The organism is Synechococcus sp. UW105 (genome assembly GCF_900473935.1).
Taxonomy (GTDB): Bacteria; Cyanobacteriota; Cyanobacteriia; order PCC-6307; family Cyanobiaceae; genus Synechococcus_C.
Genome location: NZ_UCNN01000019.1, coordinates 320,510 through 346,576 on the forward strand (window position 1 = coordinate 320,510; position 26,067 = coordinate 346,576).

General features: G+C 60.4%; 21 protein-coding genes. 8 read left to right on the plus strand and 13 right to left on the minus strand.

What is annotated here, in order from left to right; translation table 11 throughout:
* Positions 1–96 precede the first annotated feature (96 nt).
* The 6 genes from glgB to DXY16_RS08835 all read right to left on the minus strand — a co-directional run bounded on the left by glgB (position 97) and on the right by DXY16_RS08835 (position 6,179).
* Positions 97–2,391, minus strand: a complete 2,295-nt coding sequence (gene glgB / locus DXY16_RS08810; RefSeq protein ID WP_115120822.1) for a 1,4-alpha-glucan branching protein GlgB — start codon at positions 2,389–2,391, stop codon at positions 97–99.
* 78 nt (positions 2,392–2,469) lie between these two features.
* Entirely contained in the window at positions 2,470–3,231 is a 762-nt protein-coding gene (locus DXY16_RS08815; RefSeq protein WP_170953902.1) for a DUF3887 domain-containing protein, read from the minus strand.
* 24 nt (positions 3,232–3,255) lie between these two features.
* The gene (locus tag DXY16_RS08820; protein WP_244281636.1) at positions 3,256–4,929 is read right to left on the minus strand and encodes a CocE/NonD family hydrolase; all 1,674 of its coding nucleotides are present in this window, start codon (positions 4,927–4,929) and stop codon (positions 3,256–3,258) included.
* Between the two features lie 35 nt (positions 4,930–4,964).
* On the minus strand, positions 4,965–5,252 hold the full coding sequence (locus DXY16_RS08825) for a hypothetical protein (protein WP_115120823.1): 288 nt from the start codon (positions 5,250–5,252) through the stop codon (positions 4,965–4,967).
* Positions 5,253–5,316: 64 nt separating this feature from the next.
* Positions 5,317–5,721, minus strand: coding sequence for a DUF4332 domain-containing protein (locus DXY16_RS08830; RefSeq protein WP_115120824.1), 405 nt, complete (start codon positions 5,719–5,721; stop codon positions 5,317–5,319).
* Positions 5,718–6,179: a Ycf51 family protein gene (locus DXY16_RS08835; protein ID WP_115120825.1), complete on the minus strand. Its 462-nt coding sequence runs from the start codon at positions 6,177–6,179 to the stop codon at positions 5,718–5,720. The genes DXY16_RS08830 and DXY16_RS08835 overlap by 4 nt, the downstream gene beginning before the upstream one ends.
* A 64-nt stretch (positions 6,180–6,243) precedes the next feature.
* Between DXY16_RS08835 and DXY16_RS08840 the strand changes: the two genes are divergently transcribed.
* The 8 genes from DXY16_RS08840 to DXY16_RS08875 all read left to right on the plus strand — a co-directional run bounded on the left by DXY16_RS08840 (position 6,244) and on the right by DXY16_RS08875 (position 16,375).
* Complete coding sequence (locus DXY16_RS08840; RefSeq protein ID WP_115120826.1) at positions 6,244–10,653, plus strand: translocation/assembly module TamB domain-containing protein; 4,410 nt, start codon at positions 6,244–6,246, stop codon at positions 10,651–10,653.
* Positions 10,654–10,655: 2 nt separating this feature from the next.
* Entirely contained in the window at positions 10,656–11,549 is an 894-nt protein-coding gene (locus tag DXY16_RS08845) for an ROK family protein (protein ID WP_115120827.1), read from the plus strand.
* 77 nt (positions 11,550–11,626) lie between these two features.
* Positions 11,627–12,940 carry a glutamate-5-semialdehyde dehydrogenase gene (locus DXY16_RS08850; RefSeq protein ID WP_115120828.1) on the plus strand — a complete coding sequence of 438 codons (1,314 nt, stop codon included), beginning with the start codon at positions 11,627–11,629 and terminating at the stop codon, positions 12,938–12,940.
* 87 nt (positions 12,941–13,027) lie between these two features.
* Positions 13,028–13,393, plus strand: a complete 366-nt coding sequence (folB, locus tag DXY16_RS08855; protein WP_115120980.1) for a dihydroneopterin aldolase — start codon at positions 13,028–13,030, stop codon at positions 13,391–13,393.
* Positions 13,381–13,983: a triacylglycerol lipase gene (locus tag DXY16_RS08860; RefSeq protein ID WP_115120829.1), complete on the plus strand. Its 603-nt coding sequence runs from the start codon at positions 13,381–13,383 to the stop codon at positions 13,981–13,983. Before folB ends, DXY16_RS08860 begins: the two co-directional genes overlap by 13 nt.
* A gap of 55 nt (positions 13,984–14,038) precedes the next feature.
* A complete protein-coding gene (locus DXY16_RS08865; protein ID WP_115120830.1) occupies positions 14,039–14,743 on the plus strand; it encodes a hypothetical protein in 705 nt (234 codons plus the stop codon).
* Between the two features lie 37 nt (positions 14,744–14,780).
* Entirely contained in the window at positions 14,781–15,287 is a 507-nt protein-coding gene (locus DXY16_RS08870; RefSeq protein WP_170953913.1) for a hypothetical protein, read from the plus strand.
* Positions 15,284–16,375, plus strand: coding sequence for an alpha/beta hydrolase (locus DXY16_RS08875; RefSeq protein ID WP_115120831.1), 1,092 nt, complete (start codon positions 15,284–15,286; stop codon positions 16,373–16,375). The genes DXY16_RS08870 and DXY16_RS08875 overlap by 4 nt, the downstream gene beginning before the upstream one ends.
* Here DXY16_RS08875 and DXY16_RS08880 read toward each other — a convergent pair.
* The 7 genes from DXY16_RS08880 to thrS all read right to left on the minus strand — a co-directional run bounded on the left by DXY16_RS08880 (position 16,359) and on the right by thrS (position 26,046).
* Positions 16,359–17,903 carry an arginine repressor gene (locus DXY16_RS08880; RefSeq protein WP_115120832.1) on the minus strand — a complete coding sequence of 515 codons (1,545 nt, stop codon included), beginning with the start codon at positions 17,901–17,903 and terminating at the stop codon, positions 16,359–16,361. The genes DXY16_RS08875 and DXY16_RS08880 overlap by 17 nt on opposite strands.
* A complete protein-coding gene (locus DXY16_RS08885) occupies positions 17,900–20,026 on the minus strand; it encodes a M3 family metallopeptidase (protein ID WP_115120833.1) in 2,127 nt (708 codons plus the stop codon). Before DXY16_RS08885 ends, DXY16_RS08880 begins: the two co-directional genes overlap by 4 nt.
* A gap of 11 nt (positions 20,027–20,037) precedes the next feature.
* Positions 20,038–21,609 (minus strand): NAD(P)H-quinone oxidoreductase subunit 4, encoded by a 1,572-nt coding sequence (locus tag DXY16_RS08890; RefSeq protein WP_115120982.1) that lies wholly within the window; start codon positions 21,607–21,609, stop codon positions 20,038–20,040.
* Positions 21,610–21,665: 56 nt separating this feature from the next.
* Complete coding sequence (gene thrB / locus DXY16_RS08895) at positions 21,666–22,613, minus strand: homoserine kinase (RefSeq protein WP_115120834.1); 948 nt, start codon at positions 22,611–22,613, stop codon at positions 21,666–21,668.
* A 71-nt stretch (positions 22,614–22,684) separates the two neighbouring features.
* Complete coding sequence (locus DXY16_RS08900) at positions 22,685–23,752, minus strand: glucokinase (protein WP_115120835.1); 1,068 nt, start codon at positions 23,750–23,752, stop codon at positions 22,685–22,687.
* A gap of 72 nt (positions 23,753–23,824) precedes the next feature.
* On the minus strand, positions 23,825–24,220 hold the full coding sequence (locus tag DXY16_RS08905; protein ID WP_115120836.1) for a DUF1824 family protein: 396 nt from the start codon (positions 24,218–24,220) through the stop codon (positions 23,825–23,827).
* On the minus strand, positions 24,217–26,046 hold the full coding sequence (thrS, locus tag DXY16_RS08910) for a threonine--tRNA ligase (protein ID WP_115120837.1): 1,830 nt from the start codon (positions 26,044–26,046) through the stop codon (positions 24,217–24,219). Before thrS ends, DXY16_RS08905 begins: the two co-directional genes overlap by 4 nt.
* Positions 26,047–26,067: the final 21 nt, after the last annotated feature.

The window sequence follows — 26,067 nt, forward strand, 5'->3', positions numbered from 1 at the left end:
GGGAAGTGGAGATCAAGCGGGCAACCTACCTGAGAGAACCTGAGCAACCGAGGCTCTTCTCAGGTAAAGCATCTGCTTCGTCACACGCTTTGGGGCTCAAACTCCGCCAGCAGCGGAGTCTGGGGCGAGGCTCCGCTTTGGATCGTGCTTGAACACCATCACACTCAAGGGAGGCAGACAGAGGTCGAGGGAGTTGTCGTAACCATGGATTCCCCACTCGTCTGAATGCTTCCCACCCATGTTGCCCAGGTTGCTGCCGCCGTAGCGCTCCGCATCGGTGTTGAAGATCTCCGTGTAGAAGCCGGCGAGGGGAATGCCCACGCGGTAATGGGCATGGCTCTGGGGTGTGAAGTTGGCCACTACGACCAGCCAGCTACCGCCAGTACTTTCCCGACGCATGAAACTGATCACGGAGTGGCGATTGTCGTTGCAGTCGATCCACTGGAAGCCGTACTGATCAAAGTCATCGCGCCAGAGGGCTGGTTCTGCCTTGTAGAGCACGTTGAGGTCATCGACCAGTCGCTGCACGCCCTGGTGCGGCTCGTATCCCAACAGATCCCACTGCAGGTCTCCCCACACATTCCATTCGGCCCGCTGACCGAATTCCATCCCCATAAAGATCGTCTTCTTGCCGGGGTGGGTCCACATGTAGGCCAAAAGCGCACGTGTGTTGGCGTATTTCTGCCAGTCATCTCCAGGCATCTTGTGCAGGAGATTGCTCTTGCCGTGAACCACCTCATCGTGGCTTAGCGCCAGCATGAAGTTCTCGGTGTAGGTGTACCAGATCGAGAAGGTGATGTTGTTCTGGTGGAACTGGCGGAACCAGGGATCGAGCTCGAAGTAATCGAGCATGTCGTGCATCCAGCCCATGTTCCACTTCAGATTGAAGCCGAGCCCGCCGATGTCGGTGGGCTGCGTCACCATCGGCCAGGTTGTGGATTCCTCTGCAATCGAAAGTGCGCCTGGATAGTGCTGGAACAGCACATGATTGGCTTGCTGCAGGAAGCGCACCGCTTCCGTGTTTTCGCGGCCGCCATGTTCGTTGGGCAGCCATTCGCCATCGGGTCGCAAGTAGTCGCGGTAGAGCATGGAGGCCACCGCATCCACCCGGATGCCGTCGATGTGGAACTGCTCAAACCAGAACACAAGGTTGGCAACAAGGAAGTTCCGCACCTCGTTGCGGCTGTAATTGAAAATCAGCGTGCCCCACTCCTTGTGCTCACCGATCCGGGGATCGGAGTGCTCATACAGGTGTGTGCCGTCAAAGAACGCCAGACCATGACTGTCTTTGGGGAAATGCCCAGGGACCCAGTCGATGATCACGCCGATGCCTTCGGCATGGCATCGGTCGACGAAGGCGCGGAATTCATCGGGGTTGCCGAAACGACTGGTTGGGGCGTACCAACCGGTCACCTGATATCCCCAGGAACCGTCGAAGGGATGCTCGGTGATCGGCATCAATTCGATATGCGTGAAGCCGCGTGCCTTCACGTAGGGGATCACTCGATCCGCGAGTTCCGGGTACGTGAGCAGGCGGGCACCGGGTTTGAGGTCCGCGGCAGGAACGGGAGGGCGAGCAGTTCCGTCGGCTTCGATAAAGGGTTGATCCGCAGCGGCATGAATCCAGCTGCCCATGTGCATCTCATAGACCGAGATCGGTTGATCGAGAGCATTGCGACGGTCCCGTTCATGCATCCAGGCGGAATCAGTCCACTGGAAGTTGTCGAGACGGGACACCAATGAGCTGGTGGCCGGACGGACCTCGTGGCGGAAGCCGTAAGGGTCGGCCTTCTGATAACAGTGCCCTTCCTGGGTCCGAATTTCATATTTGTAGAGAGCTCCTTCGTTCAAACCGGGAACGAACAATTCCCAGATGCCCCCGTTGCGCTGCTGCATGGGGTGGTGGCGTCCATCCCATGCATTGAGGTCACCGATCACGCTCACACTTCGAGCGTGCGGTGCCCAAAGGCAGAACATCACCCCTGCAACGTTGCCGATTGTGGTGAGATGGGCACCCATCTTTCGCCAGATGTGGTGATGGTTCCCTTCGGCGAAGAGATGGCGATCCATCTCGCCCATCCATTCATCCCTGAACGCCCAGGGATCGTTCTGCTCGTGGCTGATGCCGCCACGGCTCACCTGCAGGCGATAGGCCTGACCTGGATCCTGCGCTAGCTCCGCTTCAAACAGCCAGGGGTGGTGGGGGGTGGTGGTGCTGATGACCTCGCCGTTGACCACCAGGTCGACACGATCGGCTTCAGGCATCCAGGCACGCACAGTCCAGCCGCTGTCTGTGGTCTGGGGCCCGAGCACAGACAGCGGATGGTCGTGGCGGCATTCCGCCAGCCGCAGACCATCCTCAATCATCCAGTCGAGGACCGCAGCAGCCATGACCTAAAGGCATTATTGGCCGGGAGCTTAGGCGGAAAAGCCCTGGTTCCTGCGGTCGGTTGCCAGCCCTTGAACCGATCAGACCAGATCAGCCGAGAAATCGACGTTGATGATTCGGCCTTCGCGGTTGAAAATCACAAACAGATTGTCGGTCACCTTGCCGAATTCGATCGTGACCAGCACGAGCTGTTGCTCGCCTCCTTGGCTTGCGACGAGAGCGCTCTTGATCTGCTTCGTGCCGCCAAGGACCCGGGCAAGTTTGCTCCATTTGCGCTTGAGGTCTTGAGGGCCAATCTCCTTCTGGAAGTCGAGATCCAGGTAGTAGCGAGCGGCGACCCAGCGTTGGGCGTTCAGGTCCTGCACAAAGTTGAGAGCGCTCTGCTCGATGGGCAGAGTCGTGCCCACCCATTTCCAAGCCACCAGCTTCCCTTCATCGTCAAGCACCAGCAGGAGCGGTGCCTCCTTGGTTCCATCGGCCAGCACAGCCACGGCTTCCACGGTGGTGTCATCCATGCCGCGGGAGATTGCGCTGATCCGATAGTCACTGAGGGATGGGCTGTTGCGCAGCCTGGTCCGCACTGCCTCCTCGTCGGTTGTGCTGCGCAGAGGGGTGGATAAACCGGCATAGATGCCAGCGGCATCCTGCACTTTCAGGGCTTCCAGAAGCTCACGTGCGGCGCGGGTGGCCTGGGCGGCGGTGAGTGTCGTTGTAGCAGCAGCTCCGGCCTGGGCGATCTCGAGCGCCTGACTGCCGTGCATCGGCATCACGGATGCGATCGGACTGCAAAGCGCAAGGGCGAGAACGCAGGCTGTGGTGTTCACGGCGTGAAGGCGACGCATGTTTGGCGTCAGTTTGCCGGAGGTTCAGCGTTCCGGTGAACCGATCAGTGGCTCAAAACGTAATTGGCACTGATTCAGAGTCAGTTCAATGCTGGTGACACGGCATGCGCTGCTGGGTGCACCACAGGGGCTATCGGGATGGCCAGGGTTGATCGCGATTGCGGGCCAGCAGGCTCCCGCAATCGAAATGCGCAACCGATCTCCTGGTTTCAGCCTGGCTTCGAGTGGTTGCAGTGCCACCCTTTGGCTCGATGCTTGGCAGGCCTTGAGGCCACTCACGCGGGTGACGCCAGTGCTGAGTTGTTGCACCTGATCGCTGCCTGATGGACAGACGGAGAGGGCAACGCACAGATCAAATCCCAATTGATCTGCAGCCGCCAGCAGCGACAGAACAGGTCGGCCGCGCAACTGGCAGTTGAGGCTCAGAGGAGCCGTGGTGAAGGTGGCCACATCGCTGCGGGCATCCAGCTCGGATCGATCGCAGGGGCCAGGGGTGGGGCTGAGGTGACCACCGATTGCCGGGGCGGCACGCCATGGATCATGGACGATCACCACAGTCTCAGGAACCACAGTCTCGGATCGGTTGAGGTCTTGCTCGTTGACGCTGGAGTCAGCAAAGCAGCCGAGTGCGTGGCTGGCGGAGGACAGGGCCTTCAACTCACCGGCACTGGGATCAAGACAGGCCAGGGAGCTGCCGCTGAGTTGCCATAGTCCACCGCTGCTGCTTCTGGCGTCGGTGATGGGTTGCCAGCGCTGTTCGCAGAGGTCCCAGGCCATGACAGATCCTCGGCAACCAACGGGCTCCTCCCTTTGGATGGATGGATGCTCAGAGGGGTCGATCAGGTTGCGTTGGAAGAAGTCCAGATGAAGTTGCTGGGCGTTTGGCCACCATTTCAGGTGCGTTGCAGGCCCGATGTGCAGATCTGGCTGACCACCTGCCTCCAGGCTGAGACGATGCAGATCCAGCACGCCGCGCAGATGGGGGTCCCACCAGCCTCCGATTAGCAGCATGGGCAGGCGTAGCCAGCTGGTCGGTGGGTGATAGCAGGTCCAGGCGTCAGGATCCTCCGGGGAGCGATCAAGCCAGCGCACTGCCATCCCTTCCGGGTCATAGCGACGCAGCAGATCCAATCCGTCACGGCAGTATCGGTTGTCTTCAAGGCTGCAGCGGATTGCATCCCATCCGGTTGCGTCCCCCCTGCGTTGGGCTTGCAGGGCGGCGAGCTGTAGACCCCAGCCCAGTCCAAGGTGCCACCAGTGGGCTCCCCCTTCGCAGCTCCAATGGTCTCTTTCGTGTAAACCGGTCATCGCCGGTGCAAGGCAGTCGGGTGGAGGGGTGCCTTCCTCGGCCACTAATTGGGTGAATCCCTGGTACGAAAAGCCGTAAAGACCGATCCGTCCGTTGCATTGAGGCAGGGAACGAAGCCACGACAAGGTGGCGGTGGTGTCGCGTGCCTCTTGCGCAAAGCCACGGAAGCAGCCACCAGAGGAGCCCTGGCCACGCACATCCTGAACGACAACCAGAAATCCACGTTCGGCCCACCAGGAAGGATGGGCATAGGTCGGTGTCGAGGCGATGGATCGTCCGTAGGGTTGGCGCATCAGAAGAGCGGGCCACGGACCAGATCCGGATGGCTGCCAGATCCTTGCGATCAGATCGACACCGTCTTCAAGCGTCAGGGAGTGATCAGCGTGGATCAATGGGCCCGGATTCTGAGGGTGAGGTGGACCGCTTAGGACACATCTGTGCAGTGAAGGCCGATCACATACGTGGCCAAAATCTCGGCGTCTTGCGTCGTCAGATTGCGCTGAGAGGCCAGGGCCGCGATGGCGGTATTGGATGTGGCCGAGACCCCCTGGGCATTGAGTTGCTTGAACTGCCTGCACAAGGCTCTGGCTTCGTTGGGGTTGCGTTTGACGCTTTCCAGAAGCGAAGACTGTGCAGCCACCGCGCTTGACGTCGCTGCACCCGCCGCCGCCGCAAGGGCGCACAACAGCAGAGAGGCTTGGAGGTGGCGCATACACCCTCCTTAAGGACTAACTGCATTTGAAGTGGCAATCAGCTTGCTTGGCAGCGCTCTGGGGTCAGTTTCTTGGTTGCCATGCTTGGGCTGCTTTGATCCAGCGTTGGGCCACCGCCAGATCCACCACTGGTGGTCGTCCACTTCGGAGCTGGCGTTCGAGTCGTCCCGTACGCGTGACGACATCCTGGGGTGAGGCTGCTGAAAGTGCTGCCACTGTTGCCAGGCCTGCATGCATCAGCAGGGCTGCATCGGCCGGTGCGAGATCCAGGCAGCACACCAGCTCGGCCATGCCCCTCAGCCGTTTGAAGTTTCGGGCGCTGGCACGGCCGCGGCGGGAGAGCTGGCTGAGCTGGTGGTCGCTGAGTTGCTGAAGGGCTCCCCAGGTGTCGATACCTGCAGCCACCAGTTCCCGCTGCTCATCACGGAAGCTCTGAGGCAGCTCCTGAAGTGGAGATTCGCTGCTCATTCTTTGTTCAGTCTTGCCGATGCTCTCGTTTTCACTTCGGTCTGGCCGAGGACCACTGGTTTGCTCAACCCGTCGCCGGCCGGTTGCAGCTGGCGTAAGCGGACGATCACCACGTCGCTGCTGCGTCCACCTGGACGCAAATTCCCCGCTAGCTGTTGCAGGGTTGGATCGACCGAGTCGAGATCCATCTCCGGTGAGGCCTTCGCGACCACTAGATCGTTGCCGTTGTCGAACACCACCGGTGCCCTTACAGCTCCTTCGATTGCAACGGGCGGGGTGTAACTCACCGAGAACGCCCAGCTGCTCGCGGCGAGCAGAAGCGTGAAGCTGGTCACTCCCACGAGACGGAATCGCAGTCCCCAGCGTGCTGCGAAGGCGATTGCTGTGACCACGGCGAAGCCGAGTCCGCTCCAGACCAACCATTGCGTGGAACTCTGAAGCAGCAGAGGCAGATTCATGGGCTGGTGATCAGCGGTTGTGCTCTTTATATTGCGCTGACTTCTGAAGGGACTGACGCGGTCGATGGGCAGTGGGTCACCACCGCAGACCCTCTCGCGTCTGCTCCTGACTAGGGGAGTCATTCTCACCGTTGCCGGTGGACTCTGTTGGATCGGTGCGGATCGCATCGCCGCTTCGGTGGTTGCTCGGATGCGTCCCAGCCTTGAGCAGCAGCTCTCCAAGCCCCTTGGCCATCCCCTGCGGATTGGCCCTTACAAGGGCTTGAGTCTTTCGGGTGTCTCCCTCGGCCCCAGCGAAGTCCAGCGCGGTTTGCTGGATGACTCCACCGCATCGGTTGAAGCGGTGTCTGTCGGTCTGGCGCCGCTGGCCAGTCTGCGCCGCTGGAAGCCTGTGGCGGTGGTCAAGTTGCGTGGCGTGCGGGTTGATTTGCGTCGGAATGCCGAGGGGGCCTACTGGGTGCCAGGTCCTGCCGGTGATCAGCCTCCTCCGAAGCTCGGTCTCTTGATCCGTCTGTTGGATCCGGCCCAGATCAGGATTCAGCCTGCGGACCTGACTGTGCGGGCAGCGGGCCGTGCTGATGTGCATTTGGATCAGTCCTGGGCCGATTCGGCTGTTCAGCTGACTCTTCCCCAACAGGGCAAGGTGGCGATGCGTTTGAAGGGACGCTGGCGAGACCCTCAATTCGACCTTCAGGCCAGGATTGACAAGCTGCGTCTTCAGTCCCTCCAGGGGTTGATTCCCCCCGCCAGTGAAGTCGCACTTCAGGGGCAGTTAGGGGGGGACCTCCAACTTGGCTGGCAGGCCGGCAAGGCCAGTTGCCATGGAGGGATCTCTTTGGTTGGGTTCGCAATGAACTCACCGGCTCTACAGGCACCGCTCCGCAGCCCTCAGTTGCAGATCAGCTGTAAGGGGGATCGGCTGACGCTGCCGCGAAGCCCCTGGAGCTTTGGTGCTTATCAAGCCTCCTTGCAAGGCGATGTGGCGCTCAACCGGTCCTTCAATCTGCATCTGAATCTTCAGGAACCTGGCAGGGACCGTCAGCTTCGTGCTGATCTCAAGGGGCCATGGCATCAACCTCGACTGCGGATCGACGGTCGGTGGAGCCCGCCAACGTCCGTTGCCTTGAAGGGGCCGTTCAAGCTTGATCTGGAGCTGAGCGGCGACTGGAGTGACCAAGAGGCCATCACAGCCAGCCTTGATCGTTTGGATCTTCACGGGCCCGGGCTCAAACTCAGGGCCGCTGGGGGCCTCTACCCCCGCATGGCAGTTGCCAGCCAGCAGTTTGAGATGGCTGGATCAGCCTGGAGTCAGCTGTCGCTGGTGCCCGAGTTGCTTGGCGACAACACTCCTGTTCGCGGCGTCGTTCGCCTTCGTGGGGAGACCACCAAGCCTCAGTTCAGTCTGACCCTTGGCCAACGGGCCAATCCTTTGCTGCAGGACTGGTCCTTGAAGGCCGACTGGGATGTAGCCAAGGGCCTGGTTCGGTTGGATCGTTTCACCAGCCCTGACCTTCAGGCCCAGGCGGTGCTACCCCTGCGACTCACTGGTCGCCGTCTGCAGCTGGGCCCTCTCAAGGCGGGCATTCAACTCAAGGACTTCCCCCTGGCGCGGATTGGCCCCATCGTTGGCACCTCGATGGCGGGCCGTCTCTCGGCCTTCGGTGAGCTGAGCGGTCCATTGAACGCCCTGCGCCCTGATCTGGATCTTCAGCTGGTGACGCCGGAAGCTGGACTCCTTCGCCTGTCTGAAGTGTGGCAGGGGCGCTTTGAGGGGCGGCCTGGCGGAGGTGGTCGGTTGAGCATGACCGCCGCAGATGCTGTGATCGGAGGATCTCTTCAGGCCAGGCTCGGCCGCAACTGGCTTCCGACCACCGTCACATTGGTCCGTCAGGGGGGCGAGCTCAGCCTTGCTGGCACTCCGGCTTCCTACCGATGGCAGGCTCGACGTCTGCCGTTGGAGGGTTTGGAATTAGCCCTGCCTCCGAAGGGGCGGTTTGAAGGGCTTTATGGCCGCTTGTCTGGGGAGGGCACTCTCGGACTGCAGCCTCTTGCAATGGAGGGACACCTCACCTTTGACCGTCCGGGACTGCTTGGCGTTCAGCTTCGTCAGGCCCAGCTTCAGGGCACCTACAGCAACCGTCGGTATCAACTCACCGGTGAATTGCTCCCGCCTGATTCCGGCCAAGTGCTGCTCAAGGCCGAAGGTCGTCTTGGTGCTGGCCTGGATGCTGAGGTGGATGCCCTGGGCCTCAGTGCGCGTTGGCTCACACGCGGTGTGCTCAGCCTCACGAACCTCACCGATGATCTTCCTGCTGTGGAGGGAAGGGCGGAGGATCTCGGCACCCTGCTTGTGAACACCTTTGGTGGGTCGCTGAATGGACAGCTTCAGGCCCTGAACGCGGTGCAGCAAGACCTCGACGCTCACGAGCAGAAAGTCCGCAATCGCTCCGCCTTCCACCCCGAGGATCTGCGTGGTCAGGTTGATGCCCGCATCAGCCTGAGTGGAGACCATCTGGCTGACCTCAATCTTGAGCTCAAGGCCAGCGGCCACCTCTGGGTGGAAGGGGGTGACGTGGATCATGCTTTGCAAATCGAACCGTTTGTCGCCACGATCAGCGGTCCGATTGGGGCGGGTGAAGGGCAGTTCTCGTTGCAGCATCTGCCCTTCTCTCTGCTGGCGCTCGTGGCACCGGTTCCCCCTGCTTTGCTCGGGGCCGTTGGCCTTTCGGGCCGCTATCGACTTGGTGATGGAGCTCCTCAGCTAACGACGGAACTGGTTCTTGAAGATGCCCGGATCGGTGCCCATCGCCTCACCCTCGACAAGGGTCAGATCACCCTGGCCGGCAACGCCTTGCTGCTGGATCTGGCCTTGCGTGATGAGTCGGCTGAGCAGGCTGTCGTGGTCACCGGACAGGTGCCTTTGGAGCCGTCGAGTGCTCTCGATGTGCGCGTGGTTACCCGAGGCGACGGTCTTCGCTTCCTCACGGGTTTCACCAATGATCGCCTCGTTTGGACGACAGGTGATGCCCGCCTTCGTCTGATTTTGAGCGGCACTCTCAGTCAGCCGCAGGCGAACGGTTTCTTGGTGGTCGACAAGGGTGGCTTCCAACTTGAGAAGCAGGACATCAGTGCCTTCAACACCTCCGTCGTCTTTGATTTCAACCGACTTGAGGTTCAGTCGCTGAAGGCTCGGGTTGGCAAAAACGGACGCTTGGAGGGCAAGGGCGGCCTTGGCTTATTCACCGCACTGCCCGAGCCTCAGCCGCTCGTTCTGTCCCTCAGTAAGACCCGTCTCAATCTGCCGATTGCTGATGTTGAGGTCACGGCGGATCTCAAGATCATTGGTGCACTGGTGCGTCCGCGGATCGGTGGTGCACTGGCAATCAGTAATGGCACGATCCGGCCGGCCCCCTCGTTGTTCTCAAGGAAGCGCGTGCAGTCTGGTGACGGAGAGCAGGAATCGGCCAATCAGCCGGTGGCCTTCAACACCCTGCTTGAAGATCAATGGGATTTTCAGAAGCCCCTGGTGCTTTTGGGCCCAGAGGTGGAGGCCAGCTCAAGTCGGTCTCTGAAGGCTGCGATGCCCAAGCTGCCTGCATTGGGCTTCAACAACCTGCGTGTGATTTTTGGTCCGAAGTTGGCGGTCACCGTCGCGCCGGTGGCCGCTTTCACCACCAGGGGGCGACTGACCCTGAATGGTGCTCTGGATCCCAGTCTCAAGCTTCAGGGTGTGGTGCAGATGCTGACTGGACGCATCTCGTTCTTCACCACCAGCTTTCAGCTCGACCGTCGTGCGGCCAACGTGGCCATCTTCACTCCCTCGATGGGGCTGATCCCTTACGTCGATGTGGCTCTCACCAGCCGCGTCTCAGACAGTGTGAGTATCGGCACTGGCAATAACGCCGTATCCACCAACATTTTTGAGACCAATGGCAGCGGCAGTCTTGGCGCTGGTGGTGAGCTCAGGCTTGTGAAGGTGATGGTGGAAGCCAGCGGCCCGGCAGACCGTCTCGCCGACAACTTCACGTTGCGTAGTTCACCTCCCATGCCCCGCGCCCAGCTCCTCGGGCTGATTGGTGGCAACTCCCTTGCTGGATTGTCCGGTGCCGGAGGGGGAACCGCTCTGGCGGCGTTGCTGGGCCAGTCGTTGCTCACTCCCGTGATCGGGACGCTCACGGATGCCTTCAGCCAGCGGCTCCAGTTCGCTCTCTATCCCACCTATGTCACTCCGCAGATTCAGGATGAGAAAGAGCGTGTGTCTGGCCAAGTGCCACCTCAGTTGGCTCTGGTGACCGAACTGGGAGTTGACCTCACTGACCGCTTCAATCTCTCGGTGCTCGCGGCACCCAATCGCAATGACATTCCCCCCCAGGGAACGCTGTCTTATCAGATCAATCCCAACCTCAGCTTGTCAGGCTCGGTTGACAATCAGGGCACCTGGCAGAGCCAGTTCCAGGTGTTCTTCCGCTTCTGACCATGGCATCGGCTGAGCAGGTGATCGGGGTGGATTTGGGGGGCACAGCAATCAAGCTGGCGCGCTTCACCCGTGACGGGTTGTTGTTGGCGGAAGAGCAGATCCCCACACCGCAGCCGGCCATGCCCGGCGCCATTTGCATGGCGCTCTGCGAGGCGATCGAACAGCTGGATCCTGATCGTTGTGCCTCGCTGGTGGGTGTCGGTCTGCCCGGGCCGATGGATGCAGCGGCCCGGGTGGCGCGGGTGTGCATCAACCTGCCTGGCTGGGAAGAGGTGCCGCTGGCGGACTGGCTTGAGCCCCGTCTCCAGCGCAGGGTGACCCTGGCCAACGATGGCAATTGCGCCTTAGTGGGAGAAGCTTGGTCTGGTGCTGCCCGTGACTGCACGGACGTGGTGTTGCTCACCCTTGGCACCGGTGTGGGGGGTGGCGTGATGCTTGGTGGCACGCTGTTCACCGGCCACAACGGTGCTGCTGCCGAACCAGGACTGATCAGCATTGACCCGAATGGTTTGTCCTGCAACAGCGGCAATCGAGGCAGCCTCGAGCAGTTCGCCAGCATCGCCGCTCTGCGCAGGCTGTGGGATGGGGATCCAGCTGAGCTTGCCCGCCGAGCTTCGCAAGGAGACGTTGAGGCTCGGGCGGTGTGGTCGGATTACGGCCGCACCCTCGGGGTGGGGATCAGCTCATTGGTGTATGTCTTCACCCCGCAACGGGTGCTGCTCGGTGGTGGGTTGGCAGCTGCCTCGGAGCACTTCCTGCCGGCTGTGCGTCGCGAGGTGGAAGAGCGGGTGCAGGCTGTCAGTCGTGAAGGGCTGTGCATCGAAGCCTGTGCTCTCGGCAACGGTGCAGGCCGGCTTGGGGCTGCTCGTTTGGCCTTAGACCGACTGACCTGAGCTGGATGCCGCAGTGGCTGAGCTTCGGTGTTGCCCCGTGAAACGGGATGATGCATCCCAGATCCCATCTCGTGTCGATGACCAGCCAGGCTGTGCCCGAACCGTCCGCTGAGCTGCTGCGCCTGGCAACGGCGGTTCGCCGCGCCGCCATCGATCTGGGGCAGACCACGGATCAGCAGCGTCAGCAGGCCCTCGCGGCGATGGCTGCAGCCCTTCAGGCCCATGCGGATCGGATCGCGGCTGCGAATGCCGCCGATCTTGAGCAGGCTGCGGCTGAAGGCCTGGCTCCGGCCCTGGTGGCCAGGCTCAAGCTGGATCAGGCCAAGCTCGCCGGCGCGATTGAGGGCGTGCGGCAGGTCGCTGACCTGCAGGATCCCCTCGGATCCAGGCAATTGCATCGGGAGCTGAGCGAGCGACTCGTGCTGGAGCGCATCACAGTGCCTTTGGGTGTGCTTGGAGTGATCTTTGAGGCCCGCCCCGACGCCGTGATCCAGATTGCGTCTCTGGCGATCCGCTCCGGTAACGGGGCCATCCTCAAGGGAGGCAGCGAAGCCAACCGCACCAATCAGGCGGTGATGGCAGCCTTGCAGGAGGGTCTGGCTCACTCGGTGGTGAGCGCTGATGCCCTCGCTCTGCTCACCACGCGTCAGGAAAGTCTGGCCCTGCTGCGGTTGGATGGATTGGTGGATCTGATCATTCCCCGCGGCAGCAATGAGCTAGTGCGCTTCATTCAGGACAACACCCGTATCCCAGTGCTTGGCCACGCTGATGGCGTTTGCCATCTCTACGTGGATGCTGAGGCTGACTGTGGCCAGGCTCTGAGCATCGCCATTGACAGCAAGACCCAGTACCCCGCCGCTTGCAATGCGATTGAAACGCTTCTGGTGCATGAGGCGATCGCTGAACGTTTTCTGAAGGACGCCATTCCCGCCTTTGCTGGTGTAGGGGTCGAACTGCGCGGTGATCAGGCCTGCATGGCTCTGGGTGTGACCCATCCCGCTGATGAGGCCGACTGGGGTCGCGAATATCTCGATCTGATCCTTGCCGTGCGGGTGGTGCCTGATCTGGAGACGGCTCTTGAACACATCCGTCGCCATGGCTCTCGTCACACCGAAGCGATCGCCACCGCGAATCGCACGACTGCCGAGCGTTTCCTGCGTGCGGTCGACAGTGCGGGGGTCTATCACAACTGCTCCACCCGTTTTGCTGACGGTTTCCGTTATGGCTTCGGTGCTGAGGTGGGGATCAGCACCCAGACCCTTCCTCCCCGCGGCCCCGTCGGACTGGAGGGTCTGGTGACCTACCGCTACCGCCTGCGTGGCGATGGTCATCTCGCTGCAGACTTCGCGACAGGGGAGCCTCAGTTCAGCCATCGGGATCTGCCGCTTTGAAGGTTCCCTCTTTGACGGTTCCCGCCTTAATGCTTCTCGCCTTGATCGTTCCTGTCTTGATCCCTGACCGCGTTGACAACTGAAGCTTTGAAGGACGCCCTCCATATCTCTGACCTGCGGGTCTGGGCCCATGTCGGTGTGCTCGATCACGAGCGCCGCGATGGCCAATGGTTTTCGTTGGATCTGAGTATGTGGCTCGATCTGGACGATGCCGCTCGCAACGATGATCTGTCCCGTTCCGCTGACTACAGCCTTGCGGTGCAGGCTGTCCAGTCGCTCGCCAACTCGCTTCAGTGTCAGACCATTGAGCACTTCAGTGAGCGGGTTCTGGCGTTACTCGAAGAGCTCTACGGACCAGTGCCCATGCGCGTTCTCCTGCGCAAATGTGCGGCGCCCATCCCTGGATTCGGGGGTACGGTTGCCGTTGAACGCCATCGCCACTGGACGGTGTGAACGACTCCAGACCCCTGGTTCTGGTGCATGGATTGTGGGACACGCCCCACCTGTTCCGGCGCCTGGTTCGCCGTCTCGAGCAGTATCAGATCTCTCTGCTGGTGCCCCACCTCCCCCATCGTCTCGGGGCGGTTCCCCTGACGACTCTGGCTCGACAGCTCGACCAGTGCATCGCCGCTCGCTGGGGGGATCAGGAGATTGATCTCCTCGGCTTTTCGATGGGTGGCGTCATCAGTCGTGTTTGGCTTCAGGACTTTGGGGGGTTTAGGCGCTGCCGTCGGTTCATCAGCGTGGGAAGTCCTCAGCAAGGCACGCTGACGGCTCAATGGATTCCGCGCTGGCTGTTTGCCGGTCTTGCCGATATGAAACGGGGTAGTCCCCTCCTCAACCACCTCAATGCCGACCTGACGGCCTTGCAACGTGTGGAATGCGTGAGTTTCTTTTGCCGCTGGGACCTGATGGTGGTTCCTGGTTGGCAGGCCGTGCTGCCAATGGGGACGCAGGAGGAGGTGCCGGTGCTGAGCCATCAGCAGCTGATGGCTCACCCTTTATCTCTTGAGATCTTGATGAAAACGATCCTGAAGGATTGAGTGGCAGTTCGCTGCAACGTGGACACACTGAAAAAAGACCTTCCCATCGCAACCGATGTGTTTTTCGGCTTCAGCCAGCTTCACAGCATCAGCGGTTTTGATGCCCCTTGGGCTCTACTCCCATCATCTGGCTTCCAAGGCGGAACGCCCTGGATATCAACCTCTTGCACTGGTTCCATTCTTTTTCGGTGTGCAGCAGTTTGTTGAAGGACTGGAGTGGACGGCCATTGGCAATGGATCGGCTCCGCCGATGGAACCACTGGCAACCTTTGGTGCCCTGGGCTTTCTCTTCTTTGCTTATTGCTTCTGGATGATCTGGATTCCATGGAGTGCATGGTCCATCAGTCGCAGTACTGACTCTCGAGGGTTACAGAGTCGTTTGCAATGGGTGGCGATTGTTGCAACGGTGCTGGGAATCCTCTTCTATACCCCGTTGCTTTTCAATATGCCGGCTGTGCAGCCTGCAGTTCACAGCACCGGCAGATTGATGTATGACCTCAGTGGGCTTGGCAGTATCTGGCATAACTTCGTCAACACCGAACCTGTTGGCGAATTGGTGTATTGGGGCTTCATCGTTTTGCCCCTTTTAGCGGTGAGTGATAGGGCTGTGAGGTTGTTTGGCGTGCTCATCTTTGTCTCAATTTTTCTGACCTGGCTGACATACAGCGCCACCTTCAATTCTGTTTGGTGCTTCTACTGTGCGGTGTTGTCAATCATGGTGATTTGGATCGTGAATCGTCCGGAAATGCGTCGTGCTTGATCCTGTGGGATTTCCGCTCAGCGCTTTGCTCGAGTCCATGGTTCAAGCCATGTTGGCCATGGATACGGGCCTTGGTCTGGTCATCGGCGTTGGCCTCTCTATGTCTGCCTCGCATTTGTTTTCGCTCCTGGCGAATCGACTCTGTCTGCGCCAGATCGCGCTGCAAATGGTGGTTGATGCCCTTGTTCTCAGCTTGGCTCTAAGCCTTGGAATTCTCTGCCACAGCTTGATGTTGATGTTGATGGAACATGTTCCACCGCAGCCGATCATGATGGCGAATCGCATGGGAGCGGCCCTGTGGCCTGGTTTGTTCTATGTGCTTGTTGCGGCCCCGTATATCAGTGATTTGATCGCCGTCACGCTGTTGGCCTGGATTCACCTCAACGTGATCTTGTTGCTTCAGGTTCACTACGGCATTCCTCTTCAGGAAGGCCTTGTGGTGTCTCTTCCTGGTTTTGTGTTGGCCTTGGTGCTGATTGCTCTGGTGTTTGCCCAGCGCTGGCGAGCCAGTTACAACACCCTGGCGCGAGAGGTGGGCACATGAGTGAGCGCAGCGCCGCCATTCAGCATCACCGCAACCATCTGCGCTTGGGCTGGAGAGTGGTGGTGATCCTCCTCCTGATTACCTCGGTGTTGGCCTTCCTCGGGGTGAGTGCGGTTCGCCAAGACGCGGCCATCCTGCTTAACTCTGAGTCCATCCGTGAACTGGTGACCATGGTTGGCGCTTTGCTGGTCGTGGTGGTGGCCTTGGTGGGGGTGTATTCGGTGATGGTGGATTTCGTCTTTTGGGAAGGCTGGATGCAGGGATTGCCGGATCCCCGAGATCTATTCCCTGCCTTGGATCCGAATGCTTCCGGCCACCGGCACTACCTGGTGTATCTCGATGGCATTCACCAGAGCGAGGAGGATCATCCGCCGCGCGTCAGTGAATTTCTGCAGCATCTGGAGCAGGCGATCGACCGTGATTCTTTGTTGGTTAAGGGGATTGAGGCCTACACCATTACCCCAGTTGGCCTGAAATCCACCCCCTTTGGTCACTGGTTTTGGCAACGCCTCTTTTCACTTCAGGAGCACCACCCCAATGGCTGGGTGCGATTTCTCTGCTCCTTCTGTGTGCAAGCCAACAATGTTATCAAGGTGGGGATTTCATCGGATCGGCGTTACGGCCCGGTGATGAATTACGAATTGGCATTAAAGATCGCCAGACGTTTAGCTGCTATCGGCTTCCATCCCAGTCGAGCTAGCCGCGTCGTTCTTGTTGGCTACAGCGGTGGAGGCGAGATGGCCATCGGCACGGCGGCCATGCTTCAGAAGTTGTGCCATGTGCCTGTACAGGTGATCACTGTCTGCGGGGTGTTCAGCGGCAATGGTGATCTGGAGACGCTTGAGCACGTGTCGATGGTGGTGGGTGCCAAGGATCCTGTGGCTGCCCTCGGCAGGATCGCCTACCCGGGACGACTTCCTCTGCTTCCGCTCTCGAATTGGAATCGTTGGCTGACCTACGGACGCTTGCATCGTTACGAGATTGCTTCGATGAGCCACAACGGCAATTCCGGGCCGTTCAGTCGGCACTATCGCGACCAAGTGGTGGCAGCCATTTGCAGTGAGCTAGCGCTCACGCAGGCGGGGTGAGACTTTCCTCTCCGTTGAGGCGGCGTACCAAATCGAAAGGGCTATGACGGGGTTGGCTAGCCACCAGGCGACTGAGCGCTGGAGCACAGGCATCACCTTGCAGGATCAGATCTGAAGGGAGGGCCCGAAGGGCGTTTTGATAGCGACCGACGCAGTCCTCACGATCCGTGCCAATGCCCGGGTTCAAACCATGCTGGAGCAGTTGATCGAGTTGTTCGTTCAGGCGTTCACGCCAGATTCCGCCGAGGGTGAGTGGGAACAAATGACTGCGTCCCGTGAGCGCCTGCTCGAGTAGAGCCGTTGAATCAATGCAGAATCCCAGGGCGCCATAGCCCCCGGAGTGCAGATGTCCTCGGCAGGCAGTCGTGTTGTGGACCGCGGCCATCAGGTCGCAGAGGTCGAGGGCTAGCAAGAGTTGCTCAGCTCTGATGGCCTGGCCTGGGTAGGCGACCGTTCCATTGTCGCGATCGTTCTGCCAGGGGCGATGCAGGTCGTTCATGGCGGCCCAGCCATTCAGCCCCTCAGTGCCCTGGTAGTACTGCAGCAGCGTGCAGGCTGTTCCGTCCGGCGGAATCAGCTCCAGTTCGAAGCTGCAGTGAGGTAGCAGAGCCTCTAGCTCTTGGCCTTGGCGTAGCAATCCTGTGCGGTACGCCACCCCGAGCGGCACCTGATTCCAGGCGCTGCCTGCCTCTGCTTTCGGGGCGTTTGGACAGCTGGCGCCCATTCCAAAGCTGGCGACACTGGCTCGGATGCGAGCCCCGCAGGTCCAGCCACGATCGCTTAGTCGGGCAATCAGCTCACGGGGGCTGGTTGTGCCCTCGAACGTGAATGGGGCTGAGCGGCTGCCGTAGCAGCCGTTGCTCGTGAGCAGTCGGTTCGCTCCGAGAGCGTTCAAGACCTGGGCCAGGAGTGTGTTGCACCAGCGGCTTTCGCCGGTCTGTCGATGCTTCAGTCCGTGGTTCCGCCAGACCAGCCCCGCGCCCAGGCTGCGCAGTCCTGAACGCGCATTGGATGAGCTGTTGTTCTCTTCCCTGGCTGAATCCGAAAGCTGTTTGGCCTGCCTGCGCCACGCTTCCAGTGAGCTAGGCAGCAGATGCGGTGTCTCGCCGGCTTGGATCGTGAGCGCAGACCATCTCTGGAGGGCGTCCCCTCGTGACGGCTGGGTCGCCTCTGTTGCGGGGATCAGGTGCTGCAGGTCGTCGGCCAGGGCCGCCAGCATCAGCGGGCTGATCAGTCCTCCCTCAAGCACGGCCCCTAGACCGCGGAGATGGTCTGGGAGGACAGCTGAAGCGTGCCTCCATTTGCGGGGAAGGATGGCGAGCAGGGGGATCAGGTGGCGCTGATGCAGATCCCTGAGCAGTTCAGACAGGAAGGCTTCACGGCTGATGCCTCGACGCAGCCAGCTTGTGTCCAGTGCTGCCTCGAAGCTGATGAGGGCTGCCTCTTCAATCTGATCATCAGCCTGGTGCCCCCAAGCCTCAGAGATGGAGAGCGGGTCATGGTTTGATCCAGACCCCTGCTTCGTCATGGGGTAGAGGGGGTGAGTCCTGAATGGCGGATCAGAGCATCGGTGCTGGCGGCTCGTCCTCGGAATTCGGCATACACCTCGGCGGGCGACCGGCTGCCGCCGAGGCTGAGCACGGTGTTGCGGAATCTCTGACCGGTCGACTGCACTTGCTCCTCCTGGTCGAGGCCGACTTCTTCGAAGGCTGCGAAGGCATCGGCGCTGAGCACTTCAGCCCATTTGTAGGAGTAATAGCCAGAGGAATAACCACCGGCAAAGATATGGCCAAAGGCGCAGAGGAAGTGATCCTCGGCGATCGGCGGCATCACTGTGGTGGAGGCTGCAAGTTGCCTGCGCAGCTGATCGGGACTCATCCCGAGCTGCTTCGACCATTGGCTGTGCAGGCGGAGATCTGTGAGTGCGAAGTGCACCTGGCGGAGCGTGGCGCACCCTGCCATGAATGTGCGCGCCTGCAGCAGTTTTTGGAAGTCGGATTCTGGGAGGGGTTCACCGGTCTGCCAGTGCCGGGCCATTCCCATCAAGGTGGCGCGGTCGAGGCACCAGTTCTCCATGAACTGGGAGGGCAGCTCCACGGCATCCCATTCGACGTTGTTGATGCCCGCGGCCTGGGGATATTCCACGGTGGTGAGCATGTGTTGAAGGCCATGGCCAAACTCATGGAAGAGGGTTTCCACCTCTTCAAAGCTCATCAGGCTTGGGGTGTTGTCCGTGGGAGGGGTCTGATTGCAGATCAGATAAGCCACCGGCAAGGTCAACTCGCCTGATTCGCTGCGGGAACGATTCAGGCATTCATCCATCCATGCACCGCCACGTTTGCTGGATGGACGGCTATAGGGATCGAGATAAAAGGCGGCTAGGGGTGTGCCGTCGTGCTCGCAGACGCGGAAAAAGCGCACATCCGGATGCCAGATCGGCGCCTCCCCATCAGCGGCCTCGATCCGGATTGAGAACAGGCGTTCACACAGTCCGAACAGCCCTTCAAGGACCTGGGGCAGTGGGAACCATGGGCGCAGAGCTTCTTGGTTGAGATCAAACTGTTCCTGGCGCAGCTTCTCGGCCCAGTAGGTGACATCCCAGGGGGCCAGGCAGTCCGCTTCCGGTGCCTGGTGGCGACGAGCACAGTCCCGCAGGGCGTCGATCTCCCTTTCGGCGGCTGGCTTGGCCGCGGCGCGCAGCTCTTCAAGTAGAGCCTCAACGCTGTCGACGTTGTCTGCCATTTTGCTGGCCAGACTGAGTTCGGCCCAGTGGGCATAATCCAGTCTCTTGGCCTGATCAGCCCGCAGGCTGAGGATCGATTCAATGAGAGGAGTGTTGTCGAGATCGCCACTGCTGGCACGTCCCACATGGGCTCTGTAGAGGGTTTCTCTCAGGGCTCGGTTTTCGGCATAGGTCAGGAAGGGGATGTAGCGGGGCATGTCGAGGCCAAGCCTCCATGGGCCGCGTTCAGCGCTTGCTTCGCTGCCGTCACGGTGACGATCATCGGCATCTCGAGCCGCGGAAGCGAGGGTGTCGAGAGCGCGTGGTGGAAGCCCGGCGACCTCATCCAAATCGTGGAGTACCAAGCTCCAGGCTTGGGTGGCATCAAGGACGTGGTTGCTGAACTGGGTTGATAACTCGGCCAGCTGCTCACTGGCTTGGTTGAAGGCCGTTTGGTCGTCGCCTTGAAGACCAACCCCCCTCTGCTGCATCGAGAGCAACTCAGCATCGACGATCCGCACTTGGGTGGGATCAAGCGACTGGGCTGGATGATGTCGCAACTGTTCGAGGGCTTGATGCAGCACCGAGCTCTGGCCCATGCGGTTGCCGAAGCGCACCACCTCAGGCTGTTGGCTTGCATGGGCTTCTCGTAATTCCGGGCTGTTGCAGACGCCATTCAGGTGGGTGACCACGCCCCAGCTCCAGCGCATCTGCTCACCGATGCGCTGCAAAGGCGGCATCACATCAGTCCAGCTGATCGCCTCCCCCTGGCCCAGCTTCTGCTGGAGGCTTGTCTCCAGAGACACCAATTGCTCCTCCAGTCGTCGCAGCAGACCTGGAAGATGCTCTCCCACCGCTTCAGGGGTGATTGCCGCGTAGTCAGGAAGACCACGGCCCTTGAGGAGAGCCGGCTGGCTGGTGCTGGTCATGCCGTATCGCTTCAGCCCAGGGGCAGAAGATTGTGGAGCGCGATCAGGCTATGGGTTGACAGCGTGCTGGCGAGAGCATCGGTGGAAGCCTCGTAGACGTCCATCGCCACCCTGGGCCAGATGCCGATGGTGAGTGTGGGCACCAGCAGGGTGAGGCCGATCACGAGCTCGCGCGGATTCATATCGCCCACAAAGGCCAGAGCCGGAATCCTTGGCCCGAAGAAGATGCGGCGACACATCGACAACAAATAGATGGGGGTGAGCACCAGGCCAATCGCTGCGGCAACAATCGTGATCGCGCGGAAGCCTGTCGTGAAGGTGGTTTGGCTGGTGATGCCCAGGAAGATGGTGATCTCGCTGATAAAGCCACTCATTCCAGGCAAAGCCAGGGATGCCAGTGAGCTGGCCAGGAAAAAAGCGAAGGTGATTGGCAGCACTTTCGCGAGTCCACCCATGTTTGGAATGGAGAGGGTCTTGGTGCGTTCGTAGAAGCTTCCGGTCACAAAGAACATGGCCGCGGCGATCAGGCCATGGCTGATCATCTGCAGCATCGCTCCGCTGATGCTGAGGGCGTCGATTGCTCCAATGCCGACCAGAACGAAGCCCATATGGCTGACCGAGCTACAGGCGATCCTGCGTTTGACGTTGTCTTGAGCAAAGGCGTTGAGGGCGCCATAGATGATGTTGACAATCCCCAGCACGATCAGTGCAGGTGCCAACACCAGGTGGGCATCCGGCAGCATTTGCACGTTGAAGCGCAGTAAGGCATAACCGCCCATTTTGAGCAGCACTCCAGCCAGGAGCATGGAGACCGGAGCGTTGGCTTCGCCGTGGGCATCAGGCAACCAGGTATGGAGAGGGAACATCGGTAATTTCACACCGAATCCCACCAGGAAGCCCAGGTAACAGAGCAGCCCAAAGGTGCCGCCAGGAGAGCGTTGGGCCAGTTCGCTCAGGTTGAGCGTGAACTGGTCACCGGAAAGAGCCAGTGCCAGGCCGCTGATCAAGATCAGCAGTGAGGCCAGGGCTGTGTAGAGAATGAATTTTGTGGCGGCGTATTGGCGGTTCTGGCCTCCCCAAACGGCGATCAGCAGATACACCGGTACCAGTTCCAGTTCCCAGGCCAGGAAGAACAAGAGGAAGTCCTGAGAGAGGAAGACCAGGGCTTGGGCGGCGGCCTGAACGAGCAGCAGGCCGAAGTAGAGCTTGGCTTTGTGTTCAACCTTCCAGCTCGCCGCCACCGAGAGCATGGTCACCAGGCCACTCAGAACCACCAGGGGCATCGATAGACCGTCGGCCCCGACTGACCATTCCAGGCCAATGGCCGGTACCCAGTTGAGACGCTCCACCAATTGGAGTGAGGGGTCCTGTGGATTGAAATGGCGGCTGAAGGCCACCAGCATCAGGGCAAAGTCGACTGCCAGAACCCCCAAGGCGAGGTTGCGGGGCCAGGGTGAGGGATTGCTCTCATCGCCCGGCAGCAGCGGCATCACCAGGGCAGCAGCTGCGGGGAGCAGGATGATCAGCGAAAGCCAGGGAAACGTGGCATCGGACGTGGCAATCAGAGGGAGATTGACGTCCATGGCATCCATCTAATGGATGTTGAACCTATCAGGGCCGCGCCCGGAACTGAGTAAATTTACTCAGATTCCTTTGGATGCCAGTGGCTGCCTGTGGTCTGGAGGTTCAGTAGTGGTGCCCGACTGGCCACACCCGCGGCTTCCCACGCCCGGACCATCGCCTGACTGACGGCGGCACCGACCTCTTCGGAGCAAAGGGCAAGAATGCTGGGGCCCGCTCCGCTGATGGCACAGCCCCACGCCCCTGCTTTGAGAGCGGCTTCGCGAACCTCCTGTCCGCCTTTGATCAGGCGCCAGCGGTAGGGCTCATGCAGTCGATCGTGCATGCCGTCTGCGATCAAATCGCCGTTGCCGGTGCGCAGTCCTTGCAAGAGAAGCGTCAGGGCACCCAGATTGACGACGGCATCCCCCAACGGAATGCTTTTGGGCATGGCCCTGCGCGCTTCGCTGGTGCTCAGTCGGATCGAGGGGATGGCCACGACCGCTTTCACCGTTGGCACCCATTCACAGCGCACAACCCGCCAGCGCTGGGATGCGGCCTTCGCCGTCATGCAGAGACCACCGAGGAGGGACGGAACCACATTGTCGGGATGCCCTTCGATATCAATCGCCAGCTCGAGCAACTTTTCGCGGCTCAGGGGCTCTCCGACCAGTGCATTGGCTCCCACCAGGCCTGCCACGATTGCTGTGGCACTACTGCCAAGCCCTCGTGCTGGGGGCACCGCCAGACGCACACGCGCTTCGAGTCCCACTGGTTCTTCACCAGCAGCTTTCCAGACCCTCTGGGCGGCTCGATAAACGAGGTTGTCGGGGCCACCCCTTAGATGACTTCCTTCCTGTCCTTCGATGATCAGCTCAAACCGTTCTCCATCTCCCTCGATCCGACGCATCGTGAACCGGTTGTTGAGATCGAGTGCGGCACCAAGGCAATCAAATCCAGGGCCGATATTGGCTGAGGTGGCAGGAACATCAACAACCACCGATTGGCCAATGCGTGGTTGCACCATCCCTGCTGTTCTGTTCAAGCCAGTGTCTCACCTGAGAGGCCGCCGCTTGACGATTGTGGCCACCAACGTTGCTAGGTGGATTCGATCTCAGTCGCGAGATCCCGAGCTCTGCACGCTGCGCTAAATCGGCCCGCATTCGCATCGATCACAGCATGAACACGGAGCCCGTCGATGAAGGCGCGGAAGCGTCCTTTGCTGCGCATGGGTTCAAGAAAGGTGGCGGACTGCAGTCCCTTCAGGTGTTTGGCGGCGGTGCCTCCGCCAATCCATAGCCCGCCGCTGCAGAGTTCCTGCAGGGCCAGATCGCCGGCCGCTGAGCCATAAGCGCCGAGCCATAGGTCGAGAGCTTGGCGGGCCAAGGGATCACCGCTCTGTGAAGCCTGATCGGTCAGGGCCGGTAGGTCTTGGTATGCCTTTGAATCCACCGGTTGGCTGCGCCAAGCTTCGGCAGCCCTCTGCAGTGGGTGGCCGACTGCGTCCGGTTGTTGCAAGCGCCAACGCATCACATGGCCGAGGCCTGTTCCACTGACGATGCGCTCCACGGACAGGCGATCGAGGTCAAGGTCAGCCTTGAGCCATGAAGCCAGCTGCCATTCGTCCTCTGTGCGGGCAGCGAATTCGCGATGACCACCTTCGCTGGCCACGGCCAACCAACCATGCGGGCCAGGAATCCCGCGGGCCATCCCTAGCCCTGTTCCGGCACCGACAACCGCCACTGCCCCCCCCTGGGTCAAGGTTGCTGAACGAGAGGGATGCCCCCCCTGCAGAACGACCTGTTGCTGATCATCGAGATGGGGCAGGCCGTGAATGAGCACTGCAAAGTCGTTCACAAGCTCGAGATGCTTGAGTCCCGTGGCGTCACACAGCAGCGTTTCGCTCAGAACCCAAGGCAGATTGGTGAGTGTGGCGGTGCCGTTTTGCACAGGGCCGGCGACAGCAAGGCAGCTGGTCTTTGGGCGGGGAAGGTCGGCCGGCAGGCTGGAGAGGAAGTGGTGGACGATGCCTTCAAGGCAGGACCACTCTCCTGAGCGATAGCGCTGGGAATAGAGGGCTTGGAGCTGCCCTTCGCGTTGGCCGTACAGCGCGAGAAGGGTTTTGGTTCCTCCCACATCGCCTGCCAGAAAGGTGTTCGCCGCCATTCCGAGGGCTGTGATGCTATTGATCCTCAGGCTGCTTGCAGGGCATGAAAACCGCAAGCAGGCACTGGGAGGTCAAGCGAAGAAATCGAGTGGAAGCGGGCCCCAAGTCATCCCGGTTTGCTCTGGGATGTTGCTGTGGCCAGAGATCAGGATGCCTTCTCCAAGTCCATGTTCCACACGGATGCGGATTAGACCATTGGATTGATTGGCCTTGAGAAACACAGGGCCAACATCCTCGGCTTCCGCCTCGATCGTCATCGCTTCCCAGGAGAGGGAGCTCTCCAGGCTGCGCAAAGCGTTGAGGGCGTTTTCCTTGGATGGGGCCATGATCCCCACGGTGAACCACTCAAATGACGCCATCGCGTCGTCCAGTGAGGGTCGCAATGCCGCGCGTTGGTTGTCATTCAGCTCTGGTGCCGTTCGCAGAGTGGCGAAATCCTCGAGGCATTGAATCGGGTTCTCAGTCATAACGACAGGCTCTGACTGCGGCTTTGATTGGCCTGGCTGGCCGCCTTGATCAGGACTTCGGCATCGACAAGGCCCAGATCACCATCGCGACGGCTGCGCAGGCTTGCACCACTCTGTTCGGCTTCCTTGGCTCCAATCACCGCCAAGACGGGGATCTTCATTTTTTCACCGGTGCGAATCAGTTTGCCCAGCCGTTCGCCGCTGCGGTCAACGCAGGCGCGCACACCAGCTCTGGTGAGCTGCTGGCAGAGGTCGTCGGCATAGCCCTGAACCTCGTCGGTGACGGGAAGAAGGCGGATCTGTTCCGGGGCCAGCCAGAACGGGAAGTCACCGGCATAGTTTTCGGTCATGATCCCGAAAAACCTCTCCAGGGATCCAAAAATGGCACGGTGGATCATGATCGGCCGTTGCTTCGAGCCATCGGCAGCCACGTAGTCAAGCTTGAAGCGCTCGGGCAGGTTGAAGTCGAGCTGGATGGTGGAGCATTGCCACATCCGACCAATTGCATCCTCGATCTTGAGGTCGATCTTTGGTCCGTAAAAAGCACCGCCCCCTTCATCCACCTTGTAGGCCCAGCCCTTGCGGTTCAGTGCCTCAATCAGTCCGTTGGTGGCCAGTTCCCACACGGCGTCTTCGCCGATTGATTTCTCCGGGCGGGTGGAGAGATTGATCTCGTAATTGCAGAAATCGAAGGTGGAGAGAATCCGTTCGGTCAGATCAAGGATGCGCAGAATTTCATCGCTGATTTGCTCTGGCAGGCAGAACACATGGGCATCGTCTTGCGTGAAGCCCCGAACGCGCATCAAACCGTGCATGACACCGGGACGTTCGTATCGATACACAGTGCCCAGCTCGGCCCAGCGAATGGGGAGCTCCCGGTAACTGCGCAGGGTGCTCGCGTAAGTGAGCACATGGAACGGGCAGTTCATCGGTTTGAGCTGGTATTCCCGTTCGTCAACCTGCATCGGCCCAAACATGCTTTCGCTGTAGAAGTCGAGGTGACCTGAGGTCTTCCAGAGGCTGATATCTGCAACGTGGGGTGTGTAGAGGAGTTCGTAGCCTCCATCGAAGTGGGCCTGACGCCAGAAGTCTTCGATTAAGAGGCGCATGCGTGCGCCGCGCGGGTGCCAGAACACAAGTCCTGCCCCTGCTTCGTCTTCGATTGAGAACAAGTCGAGATCGGTGCCGATGCGGCGGTGATCGCGGCGCAAGGCTTCCTCTTTGCGACGGCGATGTTCAGCCAGCTGTTCAGCGGTTTCCCATGCGGTGCCGTAAATGCGTTGAAGCTGCGCCTTCGTCTCATCACCACGCCAGTAGGCGCCGGCCACACTTTCGAGCTCGAATGCCTTGGGGTTGAGTTCACTGGTATTGGCGACATGGGGGCCGGCGCAGAGGTCCCACCAGTCGTCGCCCAGGGTGTACAGGGAGATCGGTTCTTGAATCCCTGCCAGGATCTCCAGCTTGTAAGGCTCGTTCTGAGCTGTGATCTTGGCCTCTGCTTCGGCTCGATCCACCTCCAGCCGCTGAAGGGGCAGCTTGCGGTTGATGATCTTGATCATCTCCTTGCGGATCGCCTTCAGATCGGCCTCCGTGAATGGATCCGGATTGTCGAAGTCGTAGTAAAAGCCGCTCTCGGTCCAGGGGCCGATCGTGACCTGCGCCTTGGGGAAAAGCTTCTGTACCGCCATGGCCATCACGTGGCTCATGGAGTGGCGGATGCGCAGCAGCGTTTCGCTTTCGCTGGTTTTAGGCAGCACCACCGTTTCGTTCGGGGGAAGGGCGGTTACTGCTGTGCTGCTCACCGGTAATTGCGTGTCAGCCGCCATCTTATGGGCGTGTCATGCAGC

What these genes read in the sequence shown, in the direction of transcription:
- glgB (WP_115120822.1), bottom strand. Translation starts at nt 2,391, where the DNA reads ATGGCTGCTGCGGTCCTCGACTGGATGATTGAGGATGGTCTGCGGCTG.
- DXY16_RS08815 (WP_170953902.1), bottom strand. Translation starts at nt 3,231, where the DNA reads ATGCGTCGCCTTCACGCCGTGAACACCACAGCCTGCGTTCTCGCCCTT.
- DXY16_RS08825 (WP_115120823.1), bottom strand. Translation starts at nt 5,252, where the DNA reads ATGCGCCACCTCCAAGCCTCTCTGCTGTTGTGCGCCCTTGCGGCGGCG.
- DXY16_RS08830 (WP_115120824.1), bottom strand. Translation starts at nt 5,721, where the DNA reads ATGAGCAGCGAATCTCCACTTCAGGAGCTGCCTCAGAGCTTCCGTGAT.
- DXY16_RS08835 (WP_115120825.1), bottom strand. Translation starts at nt 6,179, where the DNA reads ATGAATCTGCCTCTGCTGCTTCAGAGTTCCACGCAATGGTTGGTCTGG.
- DXY16_RS08840 (WP_115120826.1), top strand. Translation starts at nt 6,244, where the DNA reads ATGGGCAGTGGGTCACCACCGCAGACCCTCTCGCGTCTGCTCCTGACT.
- DXY16_RS08845 (WP_115120827.1), top strand. Translation starts at nt 10,656, where the DNA reads ATGGCATCGGCTGAGCAGGTGATCGGGGTGGATTTGGGGGGCACAGCA.
- DXY16_RS08850 (WP_115120828.1), top strand. Translation starts at nt 11,627, where the DNA reads ATGACCAGCCAGGCTGTGCCCGAACCGTCCGCTGAGCTGCTGCGCCTG.
- DXY16_RS08865 (WP_115120830.1), top strand. Translation starts at nt 14,039, where the DNA reads ATGTGTTTTTCGGCTTCAGCCAGCTTCACAGCATCAGCGGTTTTGATG.
- DXY16_RS08870 (WP_170953913.1), top strand. Translation starts at nt 14,781, where the DNA reads ATGGTTCAAGCCATGTTGGCCATGGATACGGGCCTTGGTCTGGTCATC.
- DXY16_RS08875 (WP_115120831.1), top strand. Translation starts at nt 15,284, where the DNA reads ATGAGTGAGCGCAGCGCCGCCATTCAGCATCACCGCAACCATCTGCGC.
- DXY16_RS08880 (WP_115120832.1), bottom strand. Translation starts at nt 17,903, where the DNA reads ATGACGAAGCAGGGGTCTGGATCAAACCATGACCCGCTCTCCATCTCT.
- DXY16_RS08885 (WP_115120833.1), bottom strand. Translation starts at nt 20,026, where the DNA reads ATGACCAGCACCAGCCAGCCGGCTCTCCTCAAGGGCCGTGGTCTTCCT.
- DXY16_RS08890 (WP_115120982.1), bottom strand. Translation starts at nt 21,609, where the DNA reads ATGGACGTCAATCTCCCTCTGATTGCCACGTCCGATGCCACGTTTCCC.
- thrB (WP_115120834.1), bottom strand. Translation starts at nt 22,613, where the DNA reads ATGGTGCAACCACGCATTGGCCAATCGGTGGTTGTTGATGTTCCTGCC.
- DXY16_RS08900 (WP_115120835.1), bottom strand. Translation starts at nt 23,752, where the DNA reads ATGGCGGCGAACACCTTTCTGGCAGGCGATGTGGGAGGAACCAAAACC.
- DXY16_RS08905 (WP_115120836.1), bottom strand. Translation starts at nt 24,220, where the DNA reads ATGACTGAGAACCCGATTCAATGCCTCGAGGATTTCGCCACTCTGCGA.
- thrS (WP_115120837.1), bottom strand. Translation starts at nt 26,046, where the DNA reads ATGGCGGCTGACACGCAATTACCGGTGAGCAGCACAGCAGTAACCGCC.